The organism is Vibrio sp. 2033 (assembly GCF_033339735.1).
Genome location: NZ_JAWOVC010000001.1, coordinates 412085 through 438895, shown reverse-complemented (window position 1 = coordinate 438895; position 26811 = coordinate 412085). Strand labels below are relative to the sequence as shown.

Here is a 26811-nt window from a genome sequence, read left to right as displayed (position 1 = left end):
AATATTGTCAAAGCGTAAAACTGAAACATGGCTCTGTTTTTGTGGCTTGGTTTGGTTTGTTATGTTGTTTTCGTCGTTTTGTTGAAGCTATCAACGTTAAAAACTGGTAATTGCAGAATATTTGCGTAACCTAGTGTGTAAATTAAATGTTAATTAATGTGCCTCATTAAAGGAGCAAATGATGTTACATTCACGTGAGAATACTCTACATTTAACACAGCTCAGCATGGCAGCAATTGAGCAGCTTTCCCCATCGTTTGAAGAACTGCCTCGTACCGAACATGCAGATGGTCAGTATCGACTACGACGTTATTCTGTGGTTGGTTTTGATAACGGCAAAGTCATCGACTTAAATAAAAATAGCTTTGTTCAATCCTCTGATATCAACCGATTTCAAGGTGATGTTGTAAGACAATTCGAGCCAATTGAGAAGGATATTCTTACCAGCGATGGCTTTCGAGAAATGTGTGAATTGTTTGTCAATGCGAATCATCTGCCAAACGGTCAAGAAATAGAAATTCACCAAATCCGTATCAGGGCACTGGAAGAAGAAACCCAAGTAGCACCTGAAGGTGTGCACCAAGACGGTTTTGATCACATTGCAATGGTTGGTGTGGGACGCCATAACATCATCGGTGGCGACATCATGCTGTACAGCAGCCATAACCAAGCCCCATTTTTCCGTAAAGTGCTAGAAACCGGAGAGGTCGCAATCTTGGCTGATAGCAAGCTGTGGCATAACGCGTGCCCAATCCGCTCTGTTATTGATGACGAAGCGGGCCATATGGATGTATTTGTACTCACTGCTACGGATAAGCGTAATGAACTTCAATCTTAATCAGATCAGAGAGCAATTTCCGGCGTTGGCTCAATACCACAACGACAAGCCCGTGACGTTTTTTGATGGTCCAGGTGGTTCACAAGTGCCTCAATCAGTACTAGACAGCATGGTAGGGTATTTAGGTCGTTTCAACGCTAACTTAGGCGGGCATTATTTTTCTAGCCAAGTGACCGTTGACGTAATGCAAAATGCGCGTGAGTCGGCTCAGGTTCTACTTAATGCCCCTTCATCTGGCAATATTGTCTTCGGTGCCAATATGACCTCACTAACCTTTCAGCTTAGTCGCGCGATTAGTCGAGATTGGCAAGCAGGAGATGAGATCATTGTTTCCGCTTTGGATCACTATTCAAATGTATCCAGCTGGCAGCAAGCGGCAGAAGATAAAGGCGTTACGGTTCATCAAGTTCGTATCAACGAAGAAGATTGTACGCTGGATATGGAGCATTTAAGCCGCCTTCTTTCTGATAAAACGCGCCTTGTCGCTGTGACTTATGCATCGAACACGACGGGCTCTATTGTGGATGTACAGCAAGTAGTCAGCATGGCGCACAATGTTGGGGCACAAGTTTATGTGGATGCCGTCCATTATGCGCCTCATCATTTGGTTGATGTTCAAGCGTTAGGTTGTGACTTTTTAGCTTGCTCAGCTTACAAGTTTTTCGGACCGCACGTTGGTATTGCTTACATAGCCGATCAGTGGCTCCACAGTATTCGCCCTTACAAAGTCGAGCCTGCCACTAATATAGGCCCAGGTCGATTTGAAACAGGAACGCAAAGTTTTGAAGGTCTTGCTGGTGTCGTTTCTGCGGTTGAGTATCTGGCTCAATTTGGTGAAGTCGGTTTACCTCTTCGCCAACGATTGGAGCAAAGCTACCAACTGTATGAACAACATGAGCAGCGCTTGAGTGAGCGTTTCTTACAGCGTTTGAATGCATTAGATGGTGTCAATCTATTCGGTATCGCAAAGGAAGATAGCCAACTCCGCACGCCAACTTTTGCGCTAACGTTTGACCGATATTCTCCAGAGTTCATCGCGAAAACACTGGGTGAACATAACATTTGTGTATGGAATGGTCACTTTTATGCGTTGGGCTTAGTTCGTCAACTTGGTTTAGAAGAATCGGGTGGTGTAGTGCGAATTGGTTGTATGCATTACAACACAATAGAAGAAGTCGATATGTTATTCGATGTGCTTGAAAGCATCCTTGACGCATAACTAACGATTTCTTCCTGATAGAAAAACAAAAGCTCGGGTCAAACTCGAGCTTTTTTCGTTTTTATTTGAATCAACGCGTTCTGCAAGCGATTACGCACTAACTTCAACTTCATAGGAAGTGAATTTTCTTACATTAATAACGCCGGTATCAAAGATGAGGTATTGACCTTTGATGCCTTGCAAAGTGCCAGTAACAACCGGGTTTTTATCGAAGTTATGCGAAGTGATCTTCGTTGGGTGCCGTTGTACCGGGTAGCTAAGGTCGGTAATGCTTTCGTTTAATACTTCAATGGCATCTTCGCCGAATTGCTGTTTTATCTCGGCAATTTTCTCTTCGACTAAAGGCAATAGCTCAGCAAAACGGTCCTGCAATGCCATAGGTTCACCGTCACCTTTAAGCAGTGTGCGCCAATTGGTCTTGTCTGCGATATGTTTCGCCAGTTCAACTTCAATTAAACCGGAGATATGGCGAGTTTTTACTTTAAAAATTGGCAAGCCCTGAGTCGCGCCTTGGTCAATCCAACGAGTCGGGATTTGAGTATGACGAGTAATACCAACTTTTAAGCTGGATGTGTTGGACAGGTAGACAAAGTGATCCACCATGCAATTATCTTCACCCCATTGTGGTTCGCGACAAGTCCCTTGATCGTAGTGGCAGGTCTCTGGCTTCATGATACACATGTCGCAGCTTGCTAGCTTTTTCATGCATACAAAACAGTGGCCTTGCGAATAACTCTTTTTCGTTTTCTTTCCACATGAGCAACAAAAAATATTGCCAGTGTGAGTCAGTGTGAGCGTTTTACCCAGAAAAGGAGTTAAGTCGATCTCTTCCTCACCGACAGGAAGACGGTAGTTGACGGCACCTTCCAGAGAAGCACGCATTTTGTTTAGCGTGCCAGTTGCAATTAATGACATGACATTACTCATTATTGTGTTTTTGCACAGTATATACTGAAGTGGAGAAGAGATGCAGGGTTGACAGGAGCTTTAAAGTAAATGTCTTGCACTAAATTATTATGCATCGTGTTTTATTTTCTAAAAATTATGGCTGTGAAATGCTTCGCAAATAGAAGTTGGGCTGCACTTTTTAGAAATTTTAAAACGTGATAACGGTTCAAAATCCGTTACCATGTGTCGAAACTAAGAATTGAATGAAAAAGCGATTTTATTTCTTGATAAATCACCTTGATTTCATTTTTGAAATTATTGAACCCCACGTATTGTATAATCTCAGCAGGTCACTTGCCCATGAAGTGGATCCATAACTTTATCTTTGCTCTTTCTATTTGCACTATCAGTTTGGTTGCCCTTTATAGTGTGCTTGGCGATACGCGAAAGCTGACCATTACACCTGAGCATTTCAATATCTATGCAACTAAAGATGCCAGTGAAGGAGGTGTGAGTGATGCAGATATCACATACGATCGGCAAAGCCTAGTCCTTAGCTGTGAACTAAAGCAGAGCTCGTATGCTTGGCCTTACTGCGGAATCTCGGTTTATACCGATTCAGCAACGCCAACACAGGGTATTGACCTTTCCAACTACCATACGATTCGATTGAAGGTGCGATATGAAGAGGCAGGAATAGGGGCTAACCCTAGCCACGACCTACGTTTGTATCTTCGCAATTATAATTCTGAGTATTCCAAGCCGGACGACGAGTACACCATTAAATATAATGGCATGCAGTTTTCTCCGTCGGGTTCGAGCGATATTGTCGAAATTCCGATTAAAAATCTTCAGGTGATGACCTGGTGGTTAGCAGATAACGGAGTCGCGATTGAGCACTCTGCACCTGAATTTTCAAACATCACACGTATTGATATTGCAACTGGGTCTGGTGCGGCACTTGGTAAACATAGAATTGTGATTGATAAAATTGAGTTTGAAGGCGCTTACCTTGCGCAAGAAACATTGTTGTATGCATTATTACTCTCTTGGATGGCGCTTGGACTGGCTTTTTCACTGCATGAGTTACGAAAAAATAGAGTGGCTTATGAAAAAGCGCAAAAGCGTCACCGTCATTTGGAAAAGGTGAATGATACTTTGCGAGCTCAAAACTATGAGTTTGCAGAGTTAGCGCATCGAGATGCTTTGACGGGCGCGATGAACCGATATGCTGTGCAACACTGGCTGGAACAACAATCTCGTCAGGTTCGCTGGGGGCATAACACCTTCAGTATTCTCTATTTGGACTTGGATAAGTTTAAAAAAATGAACGACAAATTTGGGCACCAAATGGGGGATGACATATTGCGCGAATTTGTCATGGTGGTAGCGACTTCTATTTACTCAGACGATCGACTCGTTCGTTGGGGCGGCGAAGAGTTTGTCGTATTTTGCCCTGATACCAATATTGAACAAGCGTTAGAGAAGGCAGAAATGATTCGCAAAAATGTGGAGGATCATTTGTGGGTGCACGGTGATTCATTAACTTGCAGTATTGGCGTTGCCCAAATGCAGAATGAACGCGTCTCAGAAACCATGGCGAGAGCTGACGAAGTGTTGTATCAGGCGAAGCGCAATGGCCGCAACCGAGTGGAAGCTCATTATGGTTTACTTGCTTGCGAAAAGAAGCAAGCCTGATAGCCGTTCACTGAAAGGAAAGAAAAAAGGTGGCCAACTGGCCACCAAGAGGGAAACTGCTGAACACCACTTAGGGGGGAAGTTTGGGTTATCGATACGATTACCGTGAGCAGCAGTGTAGTGCTAATCGAACTTGCTATTTTTACCAGAACAACCAAGCGAAGAGCGTTAGTGCAGCAATACACGCAATGTTTAATACGAAACCAATTCGCATCATTTCTTTTTGCTTGATATGACCCGTACCGAACACAATCGCGTTTGGAGGTGTTGCAACTGGTAACATAAATGCACAAGATGCAGCGACGGCAATCAGTGCAGAAAGAATAACCGGAGACATGCCTAAGGCTTCTGCAATGGTCGCAAATACAGGGACAAGTAGTGCAGCACTGGCGGTGTTACTCGCAAACTCAGTTAAGAAGACAACAAAAGCAACCACTGCAAGAATCGTTAAGAGAATACCGGCTTGCTCAAGGAAGCCTGACAAGCTATGAGCCAAAAATACGCTTGTTCCGGTTGCTTTTAGGACGTTACTCAGACAGATACCACCACCAAATAGGATTAACACACCCCAGTCGGTTGTTTTCTCGATATCTTTCCACTCGACGGCGCGAGAAGCACCAAGTAGAAGGATGGCGCCAATAGCTACAAGAGTATCGAACTTCGCGAAGCCACCCAGCATAGCGTTAATAGGCTTACTGAATATCCACAACGTCACGGTCAGTAAGAAAATCGCCAACGTAATCATTTTGCCGTTTGTCCATTCGACTGGTTGATGGTCAAGGTCAAACTTGTGGCTAAGGTCAGGCTTAGTCATCGTGTACAATACGAGGATAGCGATTGGCATTAATACTAGGGAAATAGGTACACCAAACTTCATCCATTCAGTGAAGCTAAGGCCAACTTCAGCTGCTGCAATTGCGTTTGGTGGGCTACCAACCAGTGTTGCAATACCACCAATTGAAGCACTGTAAGCGATACCGAGTAGAACGAACAAAAAGGTGTTGTGGTTTTTCTTGGCGTCTAGCTTTGTCATCACACCCAGCACAAGCGGTAACATCATCGCGGCGGTGGCGGTGTTTGAAATCCACATTGACAGGCCAGCACTCACACCAAATAGCATGAATACAGCGACAGACATTTTTCCTCTTGCCAGCAATAGTACTTTATCTGCAATCGCTTGATCTAACTTTTGTTTATGTAGAGCCGCAGCTAGTGCAAAACCACCCAAAAATAGAAAAATGATGGAGTTGGAAAAGTTATTCAGTGCGGCTTGAGTGTTGAACACACCCAAAAATACCGCAAGTAGTGGTATGAGCAGCGCAGTAATGCTGACGTGAATCGCTTCGGTTAGCCACAGAATAGCAACAAAAACTAAGATGCTCAGGCCGGTTACTACTTGTGGTTCAAAGGGTAAGGTATTAAACAAGATAATGAACAATAGGATATTCGCGTTCAAAATCATGCTGTTGCGAGTGAAGAACCAATTCTTCAATGTCACAGCGAGTGCGGTCATGGGTAGTGCTCCTTTTGCATTGCCTTTTGTCGGTTTTTTATGGCAAAGTAACTGACTTGTAGTTATTTATTGATGAAATGTTACTTTGAATGCGAAAAAGAGTTTTGCCTGAATCGTAGAGCAAATTAGAAAGTGTGATGTTGAGAATTGGAAATGGGTAGAAAACTACCCATTTGTTTTATAGAAATGTTACTAGGCTGTTACTAGGCTTATGAGCCACGTTATTCCTCTATTCGACGGGGACTTGAAGGGGCTCGTTAGCTGTTTTATTTGGTTCTTTTACTGCAACGATAGGTTCTTGAGGGCCAAGAAACTTAGGCTGCGTATTGATAATATACAGGTCTAAAAACGCTTTCACACGGGCTAGCAGTTCTCGAACACGCATCGATGTTTTTTGCTTGTTGGCCGTCGGCCCTGCTACCGCGAGACACTGCGCATCAATGCTGTAAGCATCAGCGATGAACAGTGCGCGTTCACAGTGAAAGCGCTGAGTCACAATCAGAAATCGCTCCGAAGCAAAAATTTTTTTAGCTCGTACAATCGAATCTAAGGTACGAAAGCCAGCATAATCAAGGTGAATCACTTCTTCAGGCACGCCTGCTTTAAGTAAATCGCGTTTCATTGTCCACGGTTCGTTGTATGAACGGTGGGCGTTATCGCCACTCAATAAAAACTGTTTTACTTTGCCTTGGTTGTAAAGCTCAATCGCCGCATTAATGCGATGAGTGTAGTAAGTGTTGAGGATCTTTCCGATGTACTTACTGGTACCAAGAACTACGGCAACCTCATGTTGAGGGATTTGCTCGTATTCAGTGAAAATGCTCTCTTTGGCTTGTAAAACCACCCATCGGTCGATGGCAATAACAGAAACAAGCAGACTAAGTGCAGAGATCGACAAAATCAAAGCAAATCGCTTCCAGGAAAATTTCAGCTTCCACTTTGATCTTATGCGAGAAAACAACAAAACGTTTTATATCCTTAACTAAAAATGTAGTTCTCATCATATCTGATAGAAACAAAAAGAGAGAAGCCCATTTATGCCAAAATCTGGTTAGGATGATAAAAAAATAAAAGCCCCTACATGGTAGGGGCTAATTATTAAACGAATTGTCTCAAGCTTAGAACGCAGTGCGTTTGTAGCGGCGGTAAACAGGTTGCCAGAACGACTGTTCAATCGCCACGTTCAATGCTTCATCAGTAATTTCTAATGCGACACCTTGTTCAATTGCCTTTTTACCAACGGCAAATGCGATTTTTTTCGATACTAAGTGGATCTCTTCTAGTGGTGGAAGTAGAGCCCCACGACCGTTGATTGCTAGAGGAGAACATGTTGCTAACGCGCGACTTGATTCCATTAGCATCTCGTCAGTGACACGTTTTGCATTGACAGCAAGTACACCAAGGCCAATGCCTGGGAAGATGTAGCTGTTGTTACATTGTGCAATAGGGTAAGTGCGACCTTCATGAACCACTGGCTCAAATGGGCTACCTGTTGCAACCAGTGCTTCACCATTTGTCCAACGAATGATGTCGTTCGGTGTCGCTTCCACGCGGCTTGTTGGGTTCGACAGTGGGAAGACAATCGGACGCTTACAGTGTTTATGCATTTCTTCGATGACTTCTTGGCTAAATAGGCCAGGAGCACCAGAAACACCAATTAGTACCGTTGGCTTCGCGTTACGCATTACATCGAGTAGTGAGAAGCCATTTCCTTCATTTTCCCACTCTTTCGTATTGGTATGCTTTTGCACCAAGCGTTGTTGGAAATCAAGAAGGTTAGGCATGCCTTCTTGTAACAGACCCCAACGGTCAACCATGTAAACTTGCGAGCGAGCTTGCTCGTCAGAAATTCCTTCCGATACCATTTGTGCGATGATCGCTTCTGCGATACCACAACCAGCAGACCCTGCGCCTAGAAAGGTAATACGTTGTTTAGAAAGCTGAGTTCCTGCTGCTTTACAAGCTGCAAGTAGAGAGCCAACAGTAACAGCAGCAGTACCCTGAATATCATCATTGAAGCAACACACGCGGTCTTTGTAACGCTCTAGAAGAGGCATCGCATTTTTCTGAGCAAAGTCTTCGAACTGGATCAAAGCATCAGGCCAACGGCGCTGTACCGCTTGGATAAACTCTTCTACAAATGCATCGTATTCTGCACCCGTAATACGAGGATGACGCCAACCCATGTACATCGGATCAGCTAAGCGTTGCGGGTTATTGGTACCCACATCAAGCACGATTGGTAGCGTGTAAGCAGGGCTGATACCACCACACGCGGTATATAGTGACAGTTTACCGATAGGAATACCCATGCCGCCGATACCTTGGTCACCCAAGCCAAGGATACGTTCGCCATCTGTCACAACAATCACTTTAACGTTGTGGTTTGCTGCGTTGTTCAGCAAGTCGTCAATACGGTCACGGTTTGGGTATGAAATGAACAGACCGCGACCACGACGGTAAATGTTAGAGAAGTTTTCACATGCTGCGCCAACAGTCGGTGTGTAGATGATAGGCATCATCTCAGAAATGTGATTTTGCACTAGGCGGTAATACAATGTTTCGTTGGTGTCTTGGATATTACGCAGATAAATGTGCTTATCCATATCGCTTTCGAAACTTTTGTATTGCTGGTAGGCACGTTCCACCTGCTCTTGGATAGTTTCGGTCGACTCTGGAAGCAGACCTTCTAAGTTGAATGAACTACGTTCTTCAGCAGAGAATGCACTGCCTTTGTTCAAAAGAGGGGTTGCTAAAAGAGCCGGACCCGCATATGGAATATATAGTGGGCGTTTATCGTTGTTCATTGGGTGCCTTATGTAGGGTTGAAGGATGCGCACCAAATTTTAACGGGTTCACTATTTAGTTGTAAACATGCGTTGATGCACATCAATGTAATGTCGCAAAAAAATTCAGATACCGACGAAAATATCGGCAATATTGGTTGTTTAGAGATACCTAAAGCAGGATTTTTTTACTTGGGTATAATGTTTTGCATCATCAAATCAAATCCAATTTCTATGTTTCAACTACCTATCGACAGCCTGCAAGCCGAGTTTGACCATCATGTAAGCCTTAACCATCTTGTGGTGGAAGCCGAAACCGGGTCGGGTAAATCTACCCGCTTGCCCATGTGGGCGGCAAAACACGGACGCGTTCTGGTTATTGAACCACGTCGAATTGCTTGTACCTCGCTGGCTGAATTTCTTGCGGAGCAATCTGGAGAGCCAATAGGTCGCAAAGTCGGTTACGCGATCAAGCTTCATGCCTACTTTGATGAAAAAACCGAAGTTGTATTTGTGACTCCGGGGGTTGCACTGCGTTGGTTTTCGGAAAACAAGCTAGCAGACTTTGATGTCGTGATAGTGGACGAATTTCACGAGCGACGCTGGGATATTGATCTATTAACCGCCATTTTGAAGCAAGAAAATCAACATCGATTGATCGTCACTTCCGCTACCTTAGAAGGCGAAAAGCTTGCTCGTTACCTGAATGCTAAGCGCCTGAGTTCGGAGGGACGTTGCTTTCCAGTCACGGTGACACATCGTTCTACAGACAGCCGCTATTTACCGAACAAAAAGGGATGTGAACAGGAGGTTGTCGGAGCGGTAAAAGAAGCACTGGAAGATGAAGATGGCGATATTCTTGTTTTTCTCCCAGGACGTAAAGAGATCGCCCAATGCGCGCAGATGCTACAAAGCAGCAGTGATGTCATGGTGGTTAAACTTCATGCCTCGGTCAGTGATGAAGAACGACATCGTGCGCTGACGGTACAAAAGCAACGGAAAGTCGTATTGGCAACCAACGTCGCGGAAACCTCTCTGACCATTCCTAATATCCGTGTGGTAATCGATAGTGGTTTAGAGCGCAGAACTGTACAACGAAATGGACGTACAGCACTGACATTAACCAACATTTCTAAGGCCAGTGCCGCGCAGCGAATGGGGCGAGCTGGTCGCGTTACCGAAGGGGCTTGTATTCGTCTATATGGTGAGCACGCGCCTTTAGAGTTGGTGACACCTCCAGAATTACACAGAGAAGAGCTCGTCGAGCCCATGCTGGCAGCGGCTTGTTGTGGGTACCGTCTCTCAACACTCGATTTTCTCGACTCAATTCCCCCAAATTCGCTAGAGGCATCTCATTCGACGTTGTTATCCATGGAAGCGATTGATGAGGATGGCAATGTCACGCAGCACGGGAGAAAAGTATATCCACTACCTATTGATGCACTGTTTGCCGATCTCGTTACCAGAATTCAAGCGAAGCCAGAGAAGGAAGCAATGATTGATTTGGCTGCCGCCTTATCTGTGCCTGCGCAGCTCTATCAGCGACAAAGTGGTGAAGTCGCTGAGCTTCTATCTCAAGATGAGCCATACGGATGTGATGCCTCTTTACTGATCCGTTTGGTTCGGGGGGAGCAACTCTCAGGCATTATCATTGATGCTAGCGCGCTCGAAGAGGCACAAGGTTTAGCGAAACAAATGCGAGAAGTGTTTGAATTGCCGGAACTTGACGTTGCCTCTCGATATAAACGTGAAGCGCTCTTTTTCTCCATCGCCTCATTGCACCCTGAGCTTGTGTTTGTCCGACGAGCTCGTCGAAGGGATGCTCTAGGAAATGGCGTAGTCGAGATGCTGGTTGGGCGTAACAGCCGCTTTCCTGACAAAGAAGAAGCGGCAATCGTGCTAGACAGCCATAGCGTGCCAGGACGAGGTGTTAAGCAAACACTAAACCTCGCATCGGTTATGATGCCTATTCCCCTGACGTTATTACGCGAACTTGAGGTGGGGGAGTGGCAACAAGGTGAGACGAATTATGAAGAGGAGACCCCAAGAGCAACGATGCATTTGGTCTACGCCGGGCGAACAATCTGTACTGAACATCAAGCGTTAAAAGGTGATGTTGCTGTTCAGTCTATTGTCGAAATGATAGAAGACGAGACACTGTTACCAGGTTTTGCTTCTCAAAGAAAACAGCAAATACAACACTGGAAGCTCTATAACGCATTGGGCCTTAATGCCGAAGGAGAAGAGGTTAACGGCTTGGCCTCCTTGACATTTTCTAGCTGGTTAAAGGATCAGTTGGAAACATTAGGCGTTGAAAATATCGATGATATGGCGTTGTTTGAACCAGAAGACTTAACATTTAACGGTGTTCCAGAATGGGAATACGACGATTTCACGGAGCAGTACCCTTTAGAACTTTCGCTGCCAGAACTCCAACTAGATGTCGAGTATTACGCGTCTCGCAAGCTGGTACAGGTCGTTTATCGAGAGGGAAACCGTAAGGGAGACCCGAAGCGTTGGGAGCTGCCACGCTGGGCTGGTTGGAAGATACAGTATAAAAAGGCCAGTCGAGTGATTGATGTGAAGTAGGTCGGCGGATGACGTTGTGACAAGAATTGATATTTTCTTGGTGAATCTATAATTATTTCATATTGATAGCGTTACTTGTGTGTTGTTTTTAGTTTCTTAATTGAAATATTAATCAATTGAATGCTTATATATGGCGAAGCTGTACATCAGTTGTTACAAAGCTGGTTTTAATATTTCCTTTTGTATGTAAATTAGGGCATAAAAGACGAATGTTTTATATCCCATTGCTATATCAAAACAGTTGAACGATATTTGGTATATCTCATTTTCGAGTGTCGGGGGCATAGAATGGATCAACAAGGAAAGACGTGCATTGAATTCGACTACACTAGCTTTTTAGGAGCGACAGGTAGTAAGAAATGGACCTTTTTAGAGGCATTTGCCACCATCGCGCCTATTTTCGGTTTGATGTGGAAACAGAACATTGCGGAATTGAGCAAGCCTGAAGATCGGTTGTGGGATGCCGCATTAAAATCGATGTCTTCTCGTAAAAGTGATGAATCCAATTTGGTCCGCTTAACCCAGCTAGCTAAACATGAAGGGATCAATGAATTGCGAGTCGTTATGCCATATTCGCTCGATGTTCAGCAAATCGAGTACATAGAATCTCGCAGTCAGTTGAAGGTGGATACGTCAGAACAAGATGTCCTTAACATCAAGTTTTAGGCTGAGCATTTCCACTTCATCGATGTACCACTTAACAATAGTGCAATGAAAAGCGACCTCAAAGTAGGTCGCTTTTTTATTTTGAGGTTTTTGTCACAGGTCTTGGAAGTGTGATGAATATAGAGTATTTGCACTTAAATTAACAAAAATGTAACGTTTGGAAATGCAATTGTCATAACTAGCTTCTAACTTTGTGTTTTTAGGACAAATTACCGACTAAGTGGTTGGTACTGTAAGTTCGAATTAACGTCCCTTATTGGCACACAAGGATGATCGAGTCACCACGTCATTTGGGCATAAAAACAAACACAATAAGAAAGGAAGTCAATATGTCTTTGTCTCGTCGAGACTTTATGAAAGCTGCCTCTTCAACGGCGATTGTTACCGGGCTGGTGGGCTGTGGTAGCGATGCTAGTGAATCTGTTGCGGTTACCTTTGAGCACGGAGTGGCGAGTGGAGATCCTACTCAAACACAAGTAATTATTTGGACTCGTGTTACAACCTCAGCGAGCTACGCAGATGTAAGCTGGCAAGTTTCATCTAACGAAAATTTTACTGATATCGTGCAAAGTGGCACTTTTGCCACAGACACGAGCCGAGATTTCACGGTAAAAGTCGATGTTCAAAATCTCAACGCAAATTCTCGCTACTACTATCGATTCATGGTTGGAGATGTCACTAGCGAAGTCGGGCAAACGCAAACATTACCAGAGGATGGTGTAGAAAAGGCATCCATGGCGGTTGTTTCTTGTGCAAACTATCCTGCTGGCTATTTCCATGTGTATCGAGAGATCTTAAATCAACATGAGCAAGACCCGTTTGATGTGGTGCTTCATCTCGGTGATTACATTTATGAGTATGGTGCTGGTGGCTACGCTATTGAAGATGCTGAGGATCTAGGGCGAGAGCCAAGCAAAGGCACTGAATGCATTACCTTAGATGATTACCGAAAACGGTATGCGCAATATCGCCAAGATGCTGATCTGCAAGCGTTACATGCGAGCCTACCAATGATTGCTGTCTGGGATGACCATGAGCTTGCAAATGATACTTGGAAAAATGGTGCGGAAAACCATCAAGAAGAGGAAGGCAGTTTTAATGATCGTCGTGCAGCTGCGGCTGCCGCGTGGACAGAATGGTTGCCCGTTCGTGAAAACACTTTCTCAAACATGCTGATTTACCGTCAGTTTTCGTTTGGAAGTTTAGTCAATTTGATGATGCTCGACACGCGACTTGTGGGGCGTGATAAACCGTTGGATTATTTCTCGCTCAGCTCACCAACGATGGAAGCTATTGGCGGTTTAGTTGCCCAGTCGCGTAGTCAAGACCGAGAGCTGTTAGGCGGTGACCAACTCGCTTGGCTGATGGATGCGTTCAGTACGCACGACGCAACTTGGAATGTGCTAGGGCAACAAGTGTTAATGTCTCGTATGGAGTTGCCAAGTTCGGTTATGACCGCGATGTTTCAATTGTTTACTGCCACTGAAGAACAAAAAACAGAGGCGTTATTAGCGGTAAACTCTGCGATTACGGGTTATCTCTCTGACCCAAGTTTAGATACCATTGCTTTGCCATATAACCTAGATGCATGGGATGGCTACTACGTTGAGCGAGAGAAAGTTTATCAACTGGTCAAAGCCAGCAGTGGTAACTTTGTCTGCTTGGCCGGAGATACGCACAACGCATGGGCAAGTGAGCTTAAAGACGTATCTAAGCATCCTATCGGGGTAGAGTTTGCGACTAGCTCTGTGAGTTCCCCTGGGTTAGAGGCCTACCTCGCGTTAGACCCTGTCGCGATCGCTCAAATGGAATACACGCTGCCGCACTTAGTGTCAGAATTACAGTGGGCAGACATCAAACAGCGTGGCTTTATGCGCGTTACTTTTACGCCCGGCAAGGCAGAGTCGACCTGGTATTTCGTATCAACGATTAAAGACAAAACATATCAGGTGACGACCAAGTCAGCCTCCACAACAGATGGCACTACGTTAAATATCGGCTAAACTGAGCCTAATACGAAAAAAGTCCGCAAGCTAGTGCGGACTTTTTATTGGAAAGCGTTTAGCAATCTAGCGACAGTGCTAGTCAATCAATCCGTATTCTTTGCTCAGAACTTCGATGATTTCCGCTTTCGGATTCTCACTCAAATGAATCGGCTTGCCTGTAATCTTCTCGGCAATACCAATGTAGGTGCTCGAAATCGCCATCAAAGATTCGACGGGTAAAGCATTATCACGAGCGAGTGCTTCACGCTCTGGCATACGTTCTTTATTTAGCAAGATATCTGGGTCAGGGAAGTGGTTAAGTAGGAACTGGCGGAAACCTTCTTTTGAGTTCTCTACGATGTGACCTGCTTGGTACTCTTTAGCATCCCATATACGAGATGAGTCTGGTGTACCCACTTCATCCATGTAAATCAGCTTTTCATTGCCAGCAGCATCATGAACATAACCAAATTCGAATTTGGTATCGACAAAGATTTGGTCAATTGTTTCTAATGCTTGGCTGATAACGTTAAAGCCTTCTTTCAGCAGTTTTTCGTAGAGTGCGATATCGTCCGCACTTGAGAAGTTAAATGCTTCGTAGTTGTCTACGATATTTTGACGAGTAATATTAACGTCATCCGCTTCTGGCACACCGGGAATGCCTTTTAGAATGCCTTTTGTGGATGGGGTCATTAGCAACTCTGGCAGTGCTTTGTCTTTTTCTAACCCTTCAGGAAGTTGGATTCCACAAAACTCGCGCTCGCCATTTGCGTAAGCGCGCCACATCGAACCCGTGATGTATTTGCGGCAGATGGCTTCGATTTTTACCGGTTTGACTTTTTGTACAATCCAAACAAAAGGGTGAGGAATGTCTAGAATATGGCTATCTGCTAAGCCATTTTCTTTGAACAGTTTGAACCAGTGATTAGAAATCGCATTAAGCGCAGCCCCTTTACCCGGGACACCATTAAGACCACCTTCAGCATGCCAAATACAATCGAATGCAGAGATTCGGTCGCTAATCACCATGATAGCCAAAGGCGCATCTGGAGCGACATTGTATCCTTTTTCTTTGATCAGTCGGGCGCTGTCTTCTTCAGTTAACCAGTAAACTGAACGAACTTTTCCACTATGAACGGGTTTATGGGTGCGAATTGGCAGGTCGTCATTGACGGCAAGTACTTGATTAGCAAGGCTCATTGCGACATTCCTATCATCTTAATCAAACGTCAGAAAGAGAAGATATTCAGCAAAATGTGGGCGCTGAATAAATCGAATGTGGGCATCATACCAGAACTATTTTAACTCGCCAGAGAAAAAGCAAACGTTTGCCTGTTTTCTTTAATACAAAAAAATACCCCCTTAAAAAGGAGGCGAGATGCAGGATAGATAACGTCGAACTTATTAGTGGTACTTATTAACTCTGCCTTCGACGAAAAAGACTTCACACTGATAGCGCTGCGCCACGTCGCGCAACATAGATTGATTCATAAGTGCAATTTTATTGGATGCGACAACAGCACTGGCATTACCTGATCGGATGGCTTTTATCACGATCTCGACTTCTGAAAGCTGTTGAGAGGGCTTCATTTGAATAACGTTTTTACAGCAAATATTAGAAGCAGTGAGTTGTTCAAAGTCTGGACGAGGGCAGTCTGCTGTAAACAAAATCCATTGTTTCTGCTGCGATAAAACAGCCAGCTTAGATAGAAGCTGATCCGAAACGGCCATGGGCTTAGTTGCTTGTGCCAATACGTTGTAGCGAGAGTATGTATGAGATTGACTTTGTAACTGCATCTTACTGTTCCTTTATACATGCTGTATGTGTATACAGTAGTTTGTTTTGGTGACCTGATCAACCAGTTTCTCAAAAGTTATTTGCGGTTTTTTGAGAAGGAAATAAAAGGATTTGATTCTAAGTGATTGAATTTATGTGGTTGTTTTTCATTTTTGATATGTCTAATATCAATTTAAAAATGTGAGGTGAGTAGAAAACTGGACGAGAGACATACAGGGGTTTACTACTGTATATACAGGTGTTTTTCACGGACAATGGTTTGTATACAGTGGGAGAGGGCTGATAACCGATGCGACGTGCTATGTAAGATAGGAGGGAATACGAGATAGAGATTGGAAATAGGGCTTGGCCGATCAAAAAAGCGCCTTAAGAGGCGCCTTTGAAAATCAGTTCCGTTGATTCCGTCTTGCTTAGCTCGCTCGTTGCAAGCGTTCGCGCATTTGTAATTCGCCTTGGTTAAATAGGCGCACGTCGATTTTCGCCATGTCGTAACAAGCTTTACATGAGTAGTGGTGCTTGCCATCTAAATAATCGTGACGAGTTACAAGGCTAGGTTTTTTACACCAATCACAGGTGCCTTCTTCAGTGAACATTGATTTTCTCCCCACCTAGATTAATTTGAGTCGTTAGGTGTTATTTTGCGCCGGGCATTATGGCATAAAAGCGCGACTTAAGTTAAATGTCTGTTAATTTGTTTGAGAGGGAGATCGATTGCGGCGCTTGATTATATAGGTCTAAAAGCATGCTAGCCAAAGTATCCTGACCTATTTTTACTGTTTTGTAACATTTTGTGAGACGAGCTTAAAGGCATGATTGAGTCGCTTCATTTCTTCTTCACTGCCTCTTGTGTCAGGATGATAAAGCTTTGATAGCTGTCTATAGCGTAGCTTGATTGCTTGTAAATCAGGGATGTGTTGTGGTGTGTAGCCAAACATAGCACACGCGACGCTTAGCTTATGGTTCTCTGCCTGGGTTTTGGATTTCTTAAATTCTTTGAATACTTTCTCTAGCTGGCGTTTCAGTTGCTTGTTCGTAAACTCTAGCTCTTTTATTTTTTTCGCCATTCGTTGATTTTGGCTTTCCTCTTTGGCTTCAAGCGCTTTTCTATTCTGCTTAAGTTTCTTGATTACGAGAAAACTTAAGCCGCTGATGATGAGTATCGCCGCTAGCCAGATCAGCCATAAAAACTGCGAGTGTTCTACTTTGGGGTTTGCAACTGTGCTTTTCTCTTCCTGTGCTTGCTCAGCCTTTTTATCGAGCGACTTTATTTGCGAGACTTGTTTAGCTCGCAGTTGGTTGAAGCGCTGCTCTAACAGTTGATTATAAGCTTGTTCTGCTGCTGGATTATGCTGAGAAGCCATTTGATACAAGGCTTCAGTCAATTGAGCAGTTGTGACCTTATCTGGATTGCGCTGAATAAAATCGGCGAGAAGAAAGCCACGATCGGTTGGGTCATTGAGTGCGATAGAGGTTAGCCAATATAACGCTTGTGTTTCATTTTTTTCGCCATTTATCCCTTTAGCAAAGTCGTTCGCGAGCTGTTTTTGCGCAGGGAGGTAACCTTGGTTGGCGGATTGCTCTAGCCAGTAGCGCGTTTCTGGTGAGGCTTCAGCTTTGTTTGATGCCAATAATTGTTGTGCGTACTCGTATTGTTCGATGGGGTCATTTGGAGCTTGAGAGGCAAGTGAGTAGCCAGAAAAGCTGAGGCTAAATAAGCAGAGTAGGGCAGACGTTTTGACAGACATTAATATGTCAGGCCTAACGATAATGGTTAGGCCTGCTCCGGTAATTTTTTATTATTACCGTTATGGTGCAACCAAATTACTTCAGTGGCAAGATCTGGATTTCAACACGACGGTTGCACGCACGACCTTCAGAAGTTTGGTTTGAGCAAATTGGGTTACGTTCGCCGTAGCCGCGTGCAATTGCACGACCAGGTGCAACGTTTTGAGATACTAGGAATTGACGTACGGACTCTGCACGGCGCTCTGACAATGTTTGGTTGTATGACTCACTGCCTGTGCTATCCGTGTAACCATCAATAACGAGACTGGTATCTGGGTACTCAACTAGGATGCGAGCAACACCACGTAGAGTATTATGGATGCTAGCATCAAGCTGGTAAGAGCTTGAAGAGAAGCCGATACCGTTTTCCATACGCAGTAAAAGCTGATTTTCACCAACACGCTGAACTTGTACGCCAGAGTTTAGCAAAGCGCGACGTAACTCCGCTTCTTGTTGGTCAAAGTAGTAACCAACGCCAGCGCCAGTCGCTCCGCCTGCGGCTGCACCAATGAGTGCATGCTGACGACGTTCTTTAGCATCATCACCCGTTGCTAGGCCGATTGCTGCGCCAGCGATCGCACCAATAAGCGCGCCTTGCGTGGTGGAGTTAGTTTCGTATTCACCCGTTGTTGCATTTTGGCGTTGAGTGGCTTGACAGCCAGTAAGAGCTAGCACTAGAGCTAGTGCAATAGGCATCTTTTTCAAGGGAAAATCTCCGTATAAAACTGAGGCGAAACCATGCCTCATAATGGGATGCGAATTATGAATAAACAAGCATTAATATTTGTTATGAGAAAGTAAGATTGATAAGAGTTTCTGTAAGAAAATTCCTATCAATACTGCCAAAGCTCTCAAAGTAAGCCCCATCGACATCGAAGTCATTGCTGCTTATGTGAATCCTTTACTATTCTGGCTATTTCGATGAATCGCCCAACATTTTGCGTGCTTGTTCGCCGCCCACTCCACGATTAACTGAAACCTTTCTACCTTTCTTTAAGCCCACTTCGTAGTCTTCAGTTAGGTTTTTCATCGCTTCTTTCAATTGCTTCTTGAACGTTTCGCGGTCAATGTTTTGGAATTCTTTATCAATATAGTCATTAATTTTATTGGCCGACTCTTCATCTGGAGAAATAATTGGCAATTTTTCAATCGCGCCTTCCACCCAGCCAGATACAAATGAGTTCACACGGCGAGTCACTTCCTGAGAAGAGGTGCCGGTGCCAGCAAAGCTGTTTCGGAATTGTCCGGTACTTTCGTTCATCTCGCGATAAACAATATCGAAAGCAAATGCAGCAAAAATAGCGCGATCTGCTTCACCGATAAATTCGACACGTTTGAGCCCTTTGTGATTCAACAATACTGCTTCGACACCGAATTTTGTGTTAATGCCGCGAATCACTCGCAATATGGTAGAACTGATGTTCGCTGGTAGCAGATGAGAAGATTGTGTTTTTCCCATTCTGATGAACTCAATATCGTCTTTATCGAGACCATATTTAAGCATGAGGCGATGTGCCATTTTGATAGCATTGGCAGCCTCATTAACATTAGCGGAATTGCCCAGTTCTAAGCACTTGGCGATTTTTTTCAGAGCTTTTTGTTTATCCATCGACAACCAGTAACGAAAGCAGAAAATTTATGAAGTCAGACATATTACCTTTTTTGACATAAAAACGAAATACAAGGTGGGACTGAAGATAATTTCTGCACATAAAAATAAGCCTCGCATTAAACGAGGCTGGCGTTTTAGTTCGTCGTAATCAGTATGAAGTCGTACTTGTGTCTAAGAAGCCATTCTTCATTAAGATTCGTTAGAATTACAACCCGAGCTGGTTGAGCAAGTCATCGGCATCATCGTTTGATCCCGACGATTTAGATTCTTTCTCAGCCAACTGTTTACGTGTTGCCTCTAAAATGTCGTCTGGGTTTTCGTCTTCAGCAACTTCAAACTCTTCCAGTTGGATGAACTCAGTTTTATCCATTGCTAGTTCGAGATAGAAAATATTGTTGTTTTCGGTGGAGAACGTCACTCTGCGCGCTTGAGGGCGGTCAAGGTTGGTATCAACTTGTAAGATAACTTGCTTATTCAGCGCTAGCATTTTTGGTTGGTTTTGTGTGATGTTCGTTTGCAGGTCTTTACGAATTTTATTAGTGAAGTCTCCGACCAGTTGATTCATGAGTTCACCCAGAACATCGCCTACCTCGTCAGAAGTATGAGATATTGCCAGTTCTTCTTCTGGCATGCCCATATTACGCATGTAGTTGGTGTAGATCTCCAGTGCGGCTTTTGCCGTAAAATTAATCACAACTAGCCCGGTAAATCCGCCATCAAACAGAACAAAACAACCAAAATCTGGTTTGAGGCTAGTCTTGTGGATTTTTTGCACCATTGCTGAATAATTTACTTGAGAAGATGTCGCCGAAGTAAGTACGCCAGAAACAGACTGGCAAAGTTTGAGAAGGATATCTTCAGTGGTCACAATTTTATTTTTTTTCATTCTGAAAACTCATCTAGAAACGCGATTCGTTCCCCAATGTAAGGCATCAAGCGTGAAAAAATAAAGCATAAGTTTAATTATTGTATCGAGATTCTGATTTGCTCGTCTTTTTAAATGTTGTAAAGTGACGAAATTCAAAGAATATTACTTCACTAACTCTTTTGTGGTGTTTTTTTTCGCTTAGCGCCAATTTGTATGAGAAGTGAGCAAATAATTACACAACCCGCAGCTGATCGGATCAGCGTCGTAGGGGCAGGAAGCAAATGTTACCAAGATTACACTCGCAAACTGATGTCGATCCTCTTGTTCTTAGTTTTCTGAAAGAGCTTGAGCACGCCGGATTCACTGGTGATATCGAAAGCCAATATTCAAGCCGACTAGCGGTTGCCACTGACAACAGTGTTTACCAGCAACTTCCTCAGTCTGTCGTTCATCCCAAAACGACAGAAGATGTTTCTCTCCTCGGGAAACTGAGCAATAAAGAAAAGTACGAACGAATTACCTTTTCACCTCGTGGTGGCGGCACAGGGACCAATGGTCAGTCGCTAACCAAAGGTATTGTGGTGGATATGTCTCGTCACATGAACAAAGTGCTTGAGATTAATGAGGAAGAAGGCTGGGTTCGTGTACAAACTGGTGTAGTGAAAGACCAGTTAAATGACGCAGTTCGCCCTTATGGCTACTTCTTCTCTCCAGACTTATCTACCAGTAACCGTGCAACGATTGGCGGCATGGTCAACACCGATGCTTCTGGTCAAGGTTCTCTGAAATACGGAAAAACATCCGATCATGTTTTGTCGCTACAAGCGGTGTTTGCTGATGGCTCAGTTTTAGAATCAGACCTGTCCAACGGCTACCCAAAAGAAGACGAGTTTGCTGCCAAGGCGCTACGTGTAACGGAATCCGTATGTCGTGAAAAACGCCAGCAGATCGTAGATAAGTTTCCTCCTCTTAACCGCTTTTTAACGGGCTACGATTTAAAAAATGCCTTGAATGAAGACGGTGACCGTTTCGATATCACACGAGTACTGTGCGGCGCGGAAGGTTCATTGGCATTTATTACCGAAGCGAAGCTTAACCTGACGCCAATTCCGAAAGCGCGTACTTTGGTTAACGTTAAATACAACAGCTTTGATTCTGCACTGCGTAATGCACCGTTTATGGTAGAAGCGAAGGCGCTGTCTGTAGAAACCGTTGACTCAAAAGTGCTTAATCTCGCGAAGCAAGATATCGTTTGGCACACCGTGAGCGATTTACTTACCGATGTTCCAAATAAAGAGATGCTTGGTATCAATATGGTGGAATACGCAGGTCAGGACGAAGAGGAAGTTGCTGCTCAGGTTGCAGCATTGACCGCCAAGCTCGATACCATGTTGGAAACAGAAGAAGCGGGCATTATCGGCTACCAAGTTTGTAACGATGTAGCGAGCATTGGGCGTATTTACAACATGCGTAAAAAAGCGGTGGGTTTGTTAGGCGCAGCAAAAGGTCGTGCTAAACCGGTCGCATTCGCTGAAGATACCTGTGTGCCACCAGAAAACCTGGCGGACTTCATTGTAGAGTTTCGAGAACTGTTAGACAGCAAGTCTCTGAATTACGGTATGTTTGGTCACGTCGATGCTGGGGTGCTTCACGTACGTCCTGCGTTGGATTTGTGTGACCCGCACCAAGAAGCATTGATGCACGAAGTTTCTGATGAAGTGGTCAAGCTGGTGGCGAAATACGGCGGTTTGATGTGGGGTGAACACGGCAAAGGTTTCCGTTCAGAATATGGCCCTGAGTTTTTCGGCGACGAGTTGTTTACTGAACTGAGACGTGTGAAAGCGGCATTCGATCCACACAACAAAATGAACCCGGGTAAAATCTGTACACCGCTGGATAGTGATGCAGAGCTTGTCAAAGTTACCGATACCAAACGTGGTTACTATGACCGTCAGATTGACGTTCAAGTACGTGACAGCTTTAAACAAGCGATGGAATGTAACGGTAACGGTTTGTGTTTTAACTATGATACCAGCTCGCCAATGTGTCCATCGATGAAAGTAACAGCCGATCGTCGTCATTCACCAAAAGGTCGTGCAGGTTTGGTTCGTGAGTGGTTGCGTCAGCTTACTGAGCAAGGCATTGATATTCTTGACTTAGAAAAGCAAACACTAGAAAACAAAACATCAATCAAAACCATGATTGACCGCGTACGTCATTCTATCAATCGTCGTCACGAGTATGACTTCTCTCACGAAGTGTATGAAGCGATGAATGGTTGTTTGGCGTGTAAAGCGTGTGCGAGTCAGTGTCCGATTAAAGTCGATGTTCCGAGCTTTCGCTCACGCTTTTTAAACATTTATCACTCTCGTTATCAACGTCCTGCAAAAGACTATCTGGTTGCCAACATTGAGACTATGCTGCCGATGATGGCAAAAGCGCCAGGTGTCGTAAATGGCTTTTTGAAGCAGTCGTGGATGAAAAGTTTAACGGCATCTACGGTCGGGTATGTCGATGCGCCGTTGTTATCAGTACCCACCTTGAAACAACGAGTAGAGTCGCTGACAACGCCTTATGATCTGCAAGCGCTCAGTGGTTTGTCTTCGTCTGAAAAGAGCAAGCATGTTTTAATTGTTCAAGACCCATTCACTAGTTACTACGACGCTGATGTCGTTGAAGACTTCGTTAAGTTATTGAAAAAGCTGGGTATGAATCCGGTGCTTCTGCCGTTTAAGCCGAATGGTAAAGCACAACACATTAAAGGGTTTTTACGTCAGTTTAAGGACACAGCAGCCGACACAGCGAAGTTCTTGGCGATGGTAGCGGATTTGGATATCCCATTAGTTGGCGTCGATCCTGCTTTGGTGCTGTGTTATCGAGACGAATACGCTGAAGTGCTTGGCAGTAAGCGAGGTGATTTCGATGTACTAACAGCCCACGAATGGCTTTACCCAAGACTAGAAGCGTTTGAAAGCGGAGAGCATAAGGCGCAGGAACCTTGGTATCTGTTTGCTCACTGTACTGAGAAAACCAAAATGCCAAATGCGGAAAAAGAGTGGGGCGCTATTTTTGCTCACTTTGGTGCAGTTTTGAATACGGTACCTGTTGGTTGTTGTGGTATGGCGGGTACGTTTGGTCATGAGGTTGATAAGTTGTCGATGTCGAAAGACATTTACAATTTAAGCTGGAAGCCAAGCTTAGATAAGTTGGATAACGAGAGATGTTTGATTACAGGCTATTCTTGCCGCAGCCAAGTTAAACGCTTTGAAGGAACGAAGCCCAAGCATCCCGTTCAGGCATTGTTAACTTTGTTGTAATCGGACTAAATCAAGCCCAGTTTTACTGGGCTTTTTAGAAACCGTATTTAGACCCTTTCAAAGGATATGAATCTTGAAAAAACTTGAACTCAAAGTCCCACCTGTTGTGGTGTTTTTGTTGGTCATACTTTTGATGTACGGACTTAAAGTTTTGACGCCGAGCATGAACATTCGAGTACCCTTTGTTGAATTTGTAGTAGGTGTATTAACTTTGTTGTCTGGCTACATGGGCATTGCTGGCGTGTATGAATTTCGCAAAGTAAAAACCACAGTAAACCCAGTAAAACCTGAAGCGGCATCTTCTGTTGTAAGAACTGGTGTGTTTGCCTTTTCACGCAACCCTATGTACACGGCATTATTGCTTCTAATCATAGCAACTGGTTTGTGGTGGCAGCACTTGAGTGTGGTGCTTTGTGGCGTGATATTTGTCAGTTATATGAATCGGTTTCAAATCAAGCCTGAGGAACGCGTTCTAGAGCGATTGTTTGGTGAGGAGTATGTGGATTATAAAAATCATGTTCGTCGTTGGCTCTAAGCATTGCGTTTAGTTTTGTTTGGATGAGACATAAAAAGAAAGCCCAACGATCGACGTTGGGCTTTCTTTTAGTAAACACGTTTTTTGAGCGCTTCTGATAGGGCAGTCGACTAGGCTGCCTTAACGAACTTTGCTAGGAATGCATCCTTACGTTCATTAAAGCGGCGTACAAGGTCGTCAACCGCTTCTTGGTCATATGGCTTCAAGCCACTTGCAACCATGCGCTTAATACCTTTACCAACGACTTCACCGTCTTCTTTAAACGCAAAGTTTAAGGTGACTACACCTCGTTTTCCTTCTACGTCGAATGTTGCGCCAGTGAAATCCACCTCTGGATGCGTAAGGTCTAAGCGTGAAAATTCGACTTCCATGCTTTCATAAATAACTAATGGACGCTGGCAGTTAATCATCATTTGCTTCTCTTCCATAAGAGGAACCATGATGTGAGGGAAGTTCATACCAGAAAATTGCACGTAATTTGTCACTACATGCTCAATAAATGCCGGATCGTGGTTAGTTTCACCTTCACGGGACATGTGTAAGTATTCTTTACCTGCCTCGTCAACAACAGCGCTTTCTTTGTCACACTTATTTTCAATATGAAGTGCTACACCATCGTTTACCATGCCAGAGAAGTTAAAACGCATCTTTTGGCTAACGCCTTCTTTACTAAGAAGCACAGCGAAAAGTAAATCCCCAGGGACACAAAAGCGTTTGTTGTCTTCATCATGAATTGGGTTGTAGTCACCTGCGACACGTTTTGCAAAGTGGCTTGCTTGTTCGCGAGTGAACTGAAACTGGTGATTAGTGTTTGAAAAATAAGGTGTTAGAAACATAATTTTTACGTAGTAACCAAAACTGTGTGGGATTATATGCGAATATCTGCGTAGCAATGGTCCATCCAGTGAAAACTTCACCGTATCCTAACAATAAGACACTATTTCGGCGGATAAACCGTTAAAAACGCATACTTTAGCAACGCTTTTATTTGTGAAAACAATAAACAACGACCTTTTCGCTCGCCTATCTTTTAAAGTATAGCCATCAAAGTAGACTGGCGTTCATAAATAGTGCCATCAACATGTTTAATCGTATGTAAAAAGGCTCCACGCTGAACGTTGAGCCTTCAAGTCATTATCTGTTTATTCGATGAAATGCCAGTTATGCTTGGTTATTGAACACTTGGTAACAAGCTCTCTGGCATGAGCGTGTTGTGGATAGCCAGCTTAAGCAGAGTGTTTGCCTGTTCAATGTCTGGAGCAAAGTAGCGATCTTTATCGTAGAACGATACTTTTTCACGCAACATTTGTTTCGCAATCTCAATACGCTCAGAGGACTTGTTTGGTGCTCTAAAGTCTAGGCCTTGTGCTGCTGAGAGGTATTCTACCGCCAGAATACCGCGAGTGTTTTCGCCCATTTCTTTCAATCTGCGAGCCGCGAATGTTGCCATTGACACGTGATCTTCTTGGTTTGCAGATGTTGGCAAGCTGTCTACTGACGCTGGGTGAGCGAGCGTTTTGTTTTCACTTGCTAACGCAGCAGAGGTCACCTGAGCGATCATGAAACCAGAGTTCACACCACCATTGTCGACTAAGAACGGTGGCAGTTTTGATAGCGCGCTATCGATAAGTAATGCCATACGACGTTCAGACAAGCTGCCGATCTCGGCAATCGCAAGTGCTAGGTTGTCGGCTGCCATTGCAACAGGCTCCGCGTGGAAGTTACCGCCAGAGATGATGTCACCATCTTCAGCAAACACCAATGGATTATCTGATACGGAATTCGCTTCTACTTGTAATACTTCGGCCGCATTGCGGATTTGCTGTAAACACGCCCCCATCACTTGAGGCTGACAGCGCAAAGAATACGGGTCTTGTACTTTTTCACAGTTAGTGTGCGAATCACCTATTTCACTCGATGTGTCTAACAAATGACGGTATGCGAGTGCTGCGTCCATCTGGCTGCGATGACCACGTACACGGTGAATGCGCGGATCGAATGGACGTCGGCTGCCGAGAGCGGCTTCAACAGACATTGCACCACAAACGGTTGCTGACGCGAAAAGGTCTTCCGCGATAAACAGGCCTTCCAATGCGAACGCTGTGGATGCCTGAGTCCCATTTAGTAGCGCTAAGCCTTCTTTTGGCGCCAGAGTGATAGGCTCTAGACCTGCGATTTTTAATGCTTCTTGCCCGGAAATGATTTTACCGTTGTGGCGAGCTTGTCCTTCTCCCAGTAATACAGTGCTCATATGGGCTAGAGGAGCTAAGTCACCTGATGCGCCAACAGAGCCCTTTTTAGGTACACAAGGGTAAACTTGTGCGTTGACTAGGTCGGTCAGCATATTAATGACTTTTAGGCGAATCCCAGAAAAGCCACGAGACAGACTATTGATTTTTAATACCATCATCAGACGAACCGTTTCATCTGACATAAACTCACCGATACCTGCCGCATGAGAAAGAACGATACTGCGTTGCAGTGTTTCTAAATCTTCTGGTGCTATTCGTGTGTTAGCCAATAGCCCAAAACCAGTGTTAATTCCGTAAACCGTTCTATCTTCCGCGATGACTCGGTCTACGACCTGTGTGCTTTCTTCAATGGCCGGAATGGCTTCAGGATCCAAAGTAAGGTTGACTGGTGAACGGCTCACTTGGCGTAGTTCGTTTAAGCTAATATGACCTGGCTTTAGCGTTAAATTTAACATCTCTTTC

21 protein-coding genes are annotated in these 26811 nt (G+C 44.3%); 8 read left to right on the top strand and 13 right to left on the bottom strand.

Annotated elements, in window-relative coordinates; all coding sequences use genetic code 11:
* Window positions 1–181: 181 nt before the first annotated feature.
* Together R7P74_RS01965 and R7P74_RS01960 are read left to right on the top strand one after the other, a co-directional pair.
* Window positions 182–838: a 2OG-Fe dioxygenase family protein gene (locus R7P74_RS01965; RefSeq protein WP_005377989.1), complete on the top strand. Its 657-nt coding sequence runs from the start codon at window positions 182–184 to the stop codon at window positions 836–838.
* Window positions 822–2057, top strand: a complete 1236-nt coding sequence (locus R7P74_RS01960; protein WP_054576433.1) for a cysteine desulfurase-like protein — start codon at window positions 822–824, stop codon at window positions 2055–2057. Before R7P74_RS01965 ends, R7P74_RS01960 begins: the two co-directional genes overlap by 17 nt.
* 90 nt (window positions 2058–2147) lie before the next feature.
* On the opposite strand, the gene R7P74_RS01955 is transcribed toward R7P74_RS01960, so the two are convergent.
* A complete protein-coding gene (locus tag R7P74_RS01955) occupies window positions 2148–2972 on the bottom strand; it encodes a DUF2797 domain-containing protein (RefSeq protein ID WP_225472789.1) in 825 nt (274 codons plus the stop codon).
* Between the two features lie 333 nt (window positions 2973–3305).
* On the opposite strand from R7P74_RS01955, the gene R7P74_RS01950 reads away from it, so the two are divergent.
* Window positions 3306–4643, top strand: a complete 1338-nt coding sequence (locus R7P74_RS01950; protein ID WP_225472790.1) for a GGDEF domain-containing protein — start codon at window positions 3306–3308, stop codon at window positions 4641–4643.
* 142 nt (window positions 4644–4785) lie between these two features.
* On the opposite strand, the gene R7P74_RS01945 is transcribed toward R7P74_RS01950, so the two are convergent.
* From R7P74_RS01945 to R7P74_RS01935, 3 genes are all read right to left on the bottom strand, one after another.
* Entirely contained in the window at window positions 4786–6156 is a 1371-nt protein-coding gene (locus tag R7P74_RS01945; RefSeq protein ID WP_017634863.1) for an SLC13 family permease, read from the bottom strand.
* Between the two features lie 229 nt (window positions 6157–6385).
* Window positions 6386–7120: a SanA/YdcF family protein gene (locus R7P74_RS01940; protein ID WP_151514699.1), complete on the bottom strand. Its 735-nt coding sequence runs from the start codon at window positions 7118–7120 to the stop codon at window positions 6386–6388.
* Between the two features lie 154 nt (window positions 7121–7274).
* Window positions 7275–8963: an NAD-dependent malic enzyme gene (locus R7P74_RS01935; RefSeq protein WP_005377977.1), complete on the bottom strand. Its 1689-nt coding sequence runs from the start codon at window positions 8961–8963 to the stop codon at window positions 7275–7277.
* 213 nt (window positions 8964–9176) lie between these two features.
* On the opposite strand from R7P74_RS01935, the gene R7P74_RS01930 reads away from it, so the two are divergent.
* The 3 genes from R7P74_RS01930 (at window position 9177) to R7P74_RS01920 (ending at window position 14200) form a co-directional block, all read left to right on the top strand.
* Complete coding sequence (locus tag R7P74_RS01930; RefSeq protein ID WP_225472791.1) at window positions 9177–11531, top strand: helicase-related protein; 2355 nt, start codon at window positions 9177–9179, stop codon at window positions 11529–11531.
* 288 nt (window positions 11532–11819) lie between these two features.
* A complete protein-coding gene (locus R7P74_RS01925; protein WP_005377965.1) occupies window positions 11820–12197 on the top strand; it encodes a hypothetical protein in 378 nt (125 codons plus the stop codon).
* Window positions 12198–12526: 329 nt separating this feature from the next.
* The gene (locus R7P74_RS01920; protein ID WP_225472792.1) at window positions 12527–14200 is read left to right on the top strand and encodes an alkaline phosphatase D family protein; all 1674 of its coding nucleotides are present in this window, start codon (window positions 12527–12529) and stop codon (window positions 14198–14200) included.
* Between the two features lie 78 nt (window positions 14201–14278).
* Here R7P74_RS01920 and R7P74_RS01915 read toward each other — a convergent pair whose 3' ends face one another.
* The 7 genes from R7P74_RS01915 to R7P74_RS01885 form a co-directional block, all read right to left on the bottom strand.
* Complete coding sequence (locus R7P74_RS01915) at window positions 14279–15382, bottom strand: phosphoribosylaminoimidazolesuccinocarboxamide synthase (protein WP_225472793.1); 1104 nt, start codon at window positions 15380–15382, stop codon at window positions 14279–14281.
* Window positions 15383–15586: 204 nt separating this feature from the next.
* Window positions 15587–15979, bottom strand: a complete 393-nt coding sequence (locus tag R7P74_RS01910; protein ID WP_017820828.1) for a SulA-like leucine-rich domain-containing protein — start codon at window positions 15977–15979, stop codon at window positions 15587–15589.
* A 411-nt stretch (window positions 15980–16390) separates the two neighbouring features.
* Complete coding sequence (locus R7P74_RS01905; RefSeq protein WP_005377960.1) at window positions 16391–16573, bottom strand: hypothetical protein; 183 nt, start codon at window positions 16571–16573, stop codon at window positions 16391–16393.
* A 177-nt stretch (window positions 16574–16750) separates the two neighbouring features.
* Window positions 16751–17725, bottom strand: a complete 975-nt coding sequence (locus R7P74_RS01900) for a molecular chaperone DnaJ (protein WP_054577920.1) — start codon at window positions 17723–17725, stop codon at window positions 16751–16753.
* A 76-nt stretch (window positions 17726–17801) separates the two neighbouring features.
* Window positions 17802–18461, bottom strand: a complete 660-nt coding sequence (locus R7P74_RS01895) for an OmpA family protein (RefSeq protein ID WP_005377956.1) — start codon at window positions 18459–18461, stop codon at window positions 17802–17804.
* 217 nt (window positions 18462–18678) lie between these two features.
* Window positions 18679–19374, bottom strand: a complete 696-nt coding sequence (locus R7P74_RS01890; protein ID WP_005377954.1) for a DUF2786 domain-containing protein — start codon at window positions 19372–19374, stop codon at window positions 18679–18681.
* Window positions 19375–19582: 208 nt separating this feature from the next.
* Window positions 19583–20263, bottom strand: a complete 681-nt coding sequence (locus R7P74_RS01885) for a DUF3334 family protein (RefSeq protein ID WP_005388843.1) — start codon at window positions 20261–20263, stop codon at window positions 19583–19585.
* Between the two features lie 263 nt (window positions 20264–20526).
* Between R7P74_RS01885 and ydiJ the strand changes: the two genes are divergently transcribed.
* Both ydiJ and R7P74_RS01875 read left to right on the top strand, forming a co-directional pair.
* Window positions 20527–23562, top strand: a complete 3036-nt coding sequence (ydiJ, locus tag R7P74_RS01880; protein ID WP_318122626.1) for a D-2-hydroxyglutarate dehydrogenase YdiJ — start codon at window positions 20527–20529, stop codon at window positions 23560–23562.
* A gap of 73 nt (window positions 23563–23635) precedes the next feature.
* Window positions 23636–24097: a methyltransferase family protein gene (locus R7P74_RS01875; protein ID WP_053306949.1), complete on the top strand. Its 462-nt coding sequence runs from the start codon at window positions 23636–23638 to the stop codon at window positions 24095–24097.
* Between the two features lie 110 nt (window positions 24098–24207).
* Here the strand turns inward: R7P74_RS01875 and R7P74_RS01870 are convergent, their stop codons facing one another.
* Both R7P74_RS01870 and hutH read right to left on the bottom strand, forming a co-directional pair.
* Window positions 24208–24933, bottom strand: coding sequence for a DUF3581 domain-containing protein (locus R7P74_RS01870; RefSeq protein WP_017821813.1), 726 nt, complete (start codon window positions 24931–24933; stop codon window positions 24208–24210).
* Between the two features lie 335 nt (window positions 24934–25268).
* Window positions 25269–26804, bottom strand: a complete 1536-nt coding sequence (hutH, locus tag R7P74_RS01865; RefSeq protein ID WP_017821814.1) for a histidine ammonia-lyase — start codon at window positions 26802–26804, stop codon at window positions 25269–25271.
* Window positions 26805–26811: the final 7 nt, after the last annotated feature.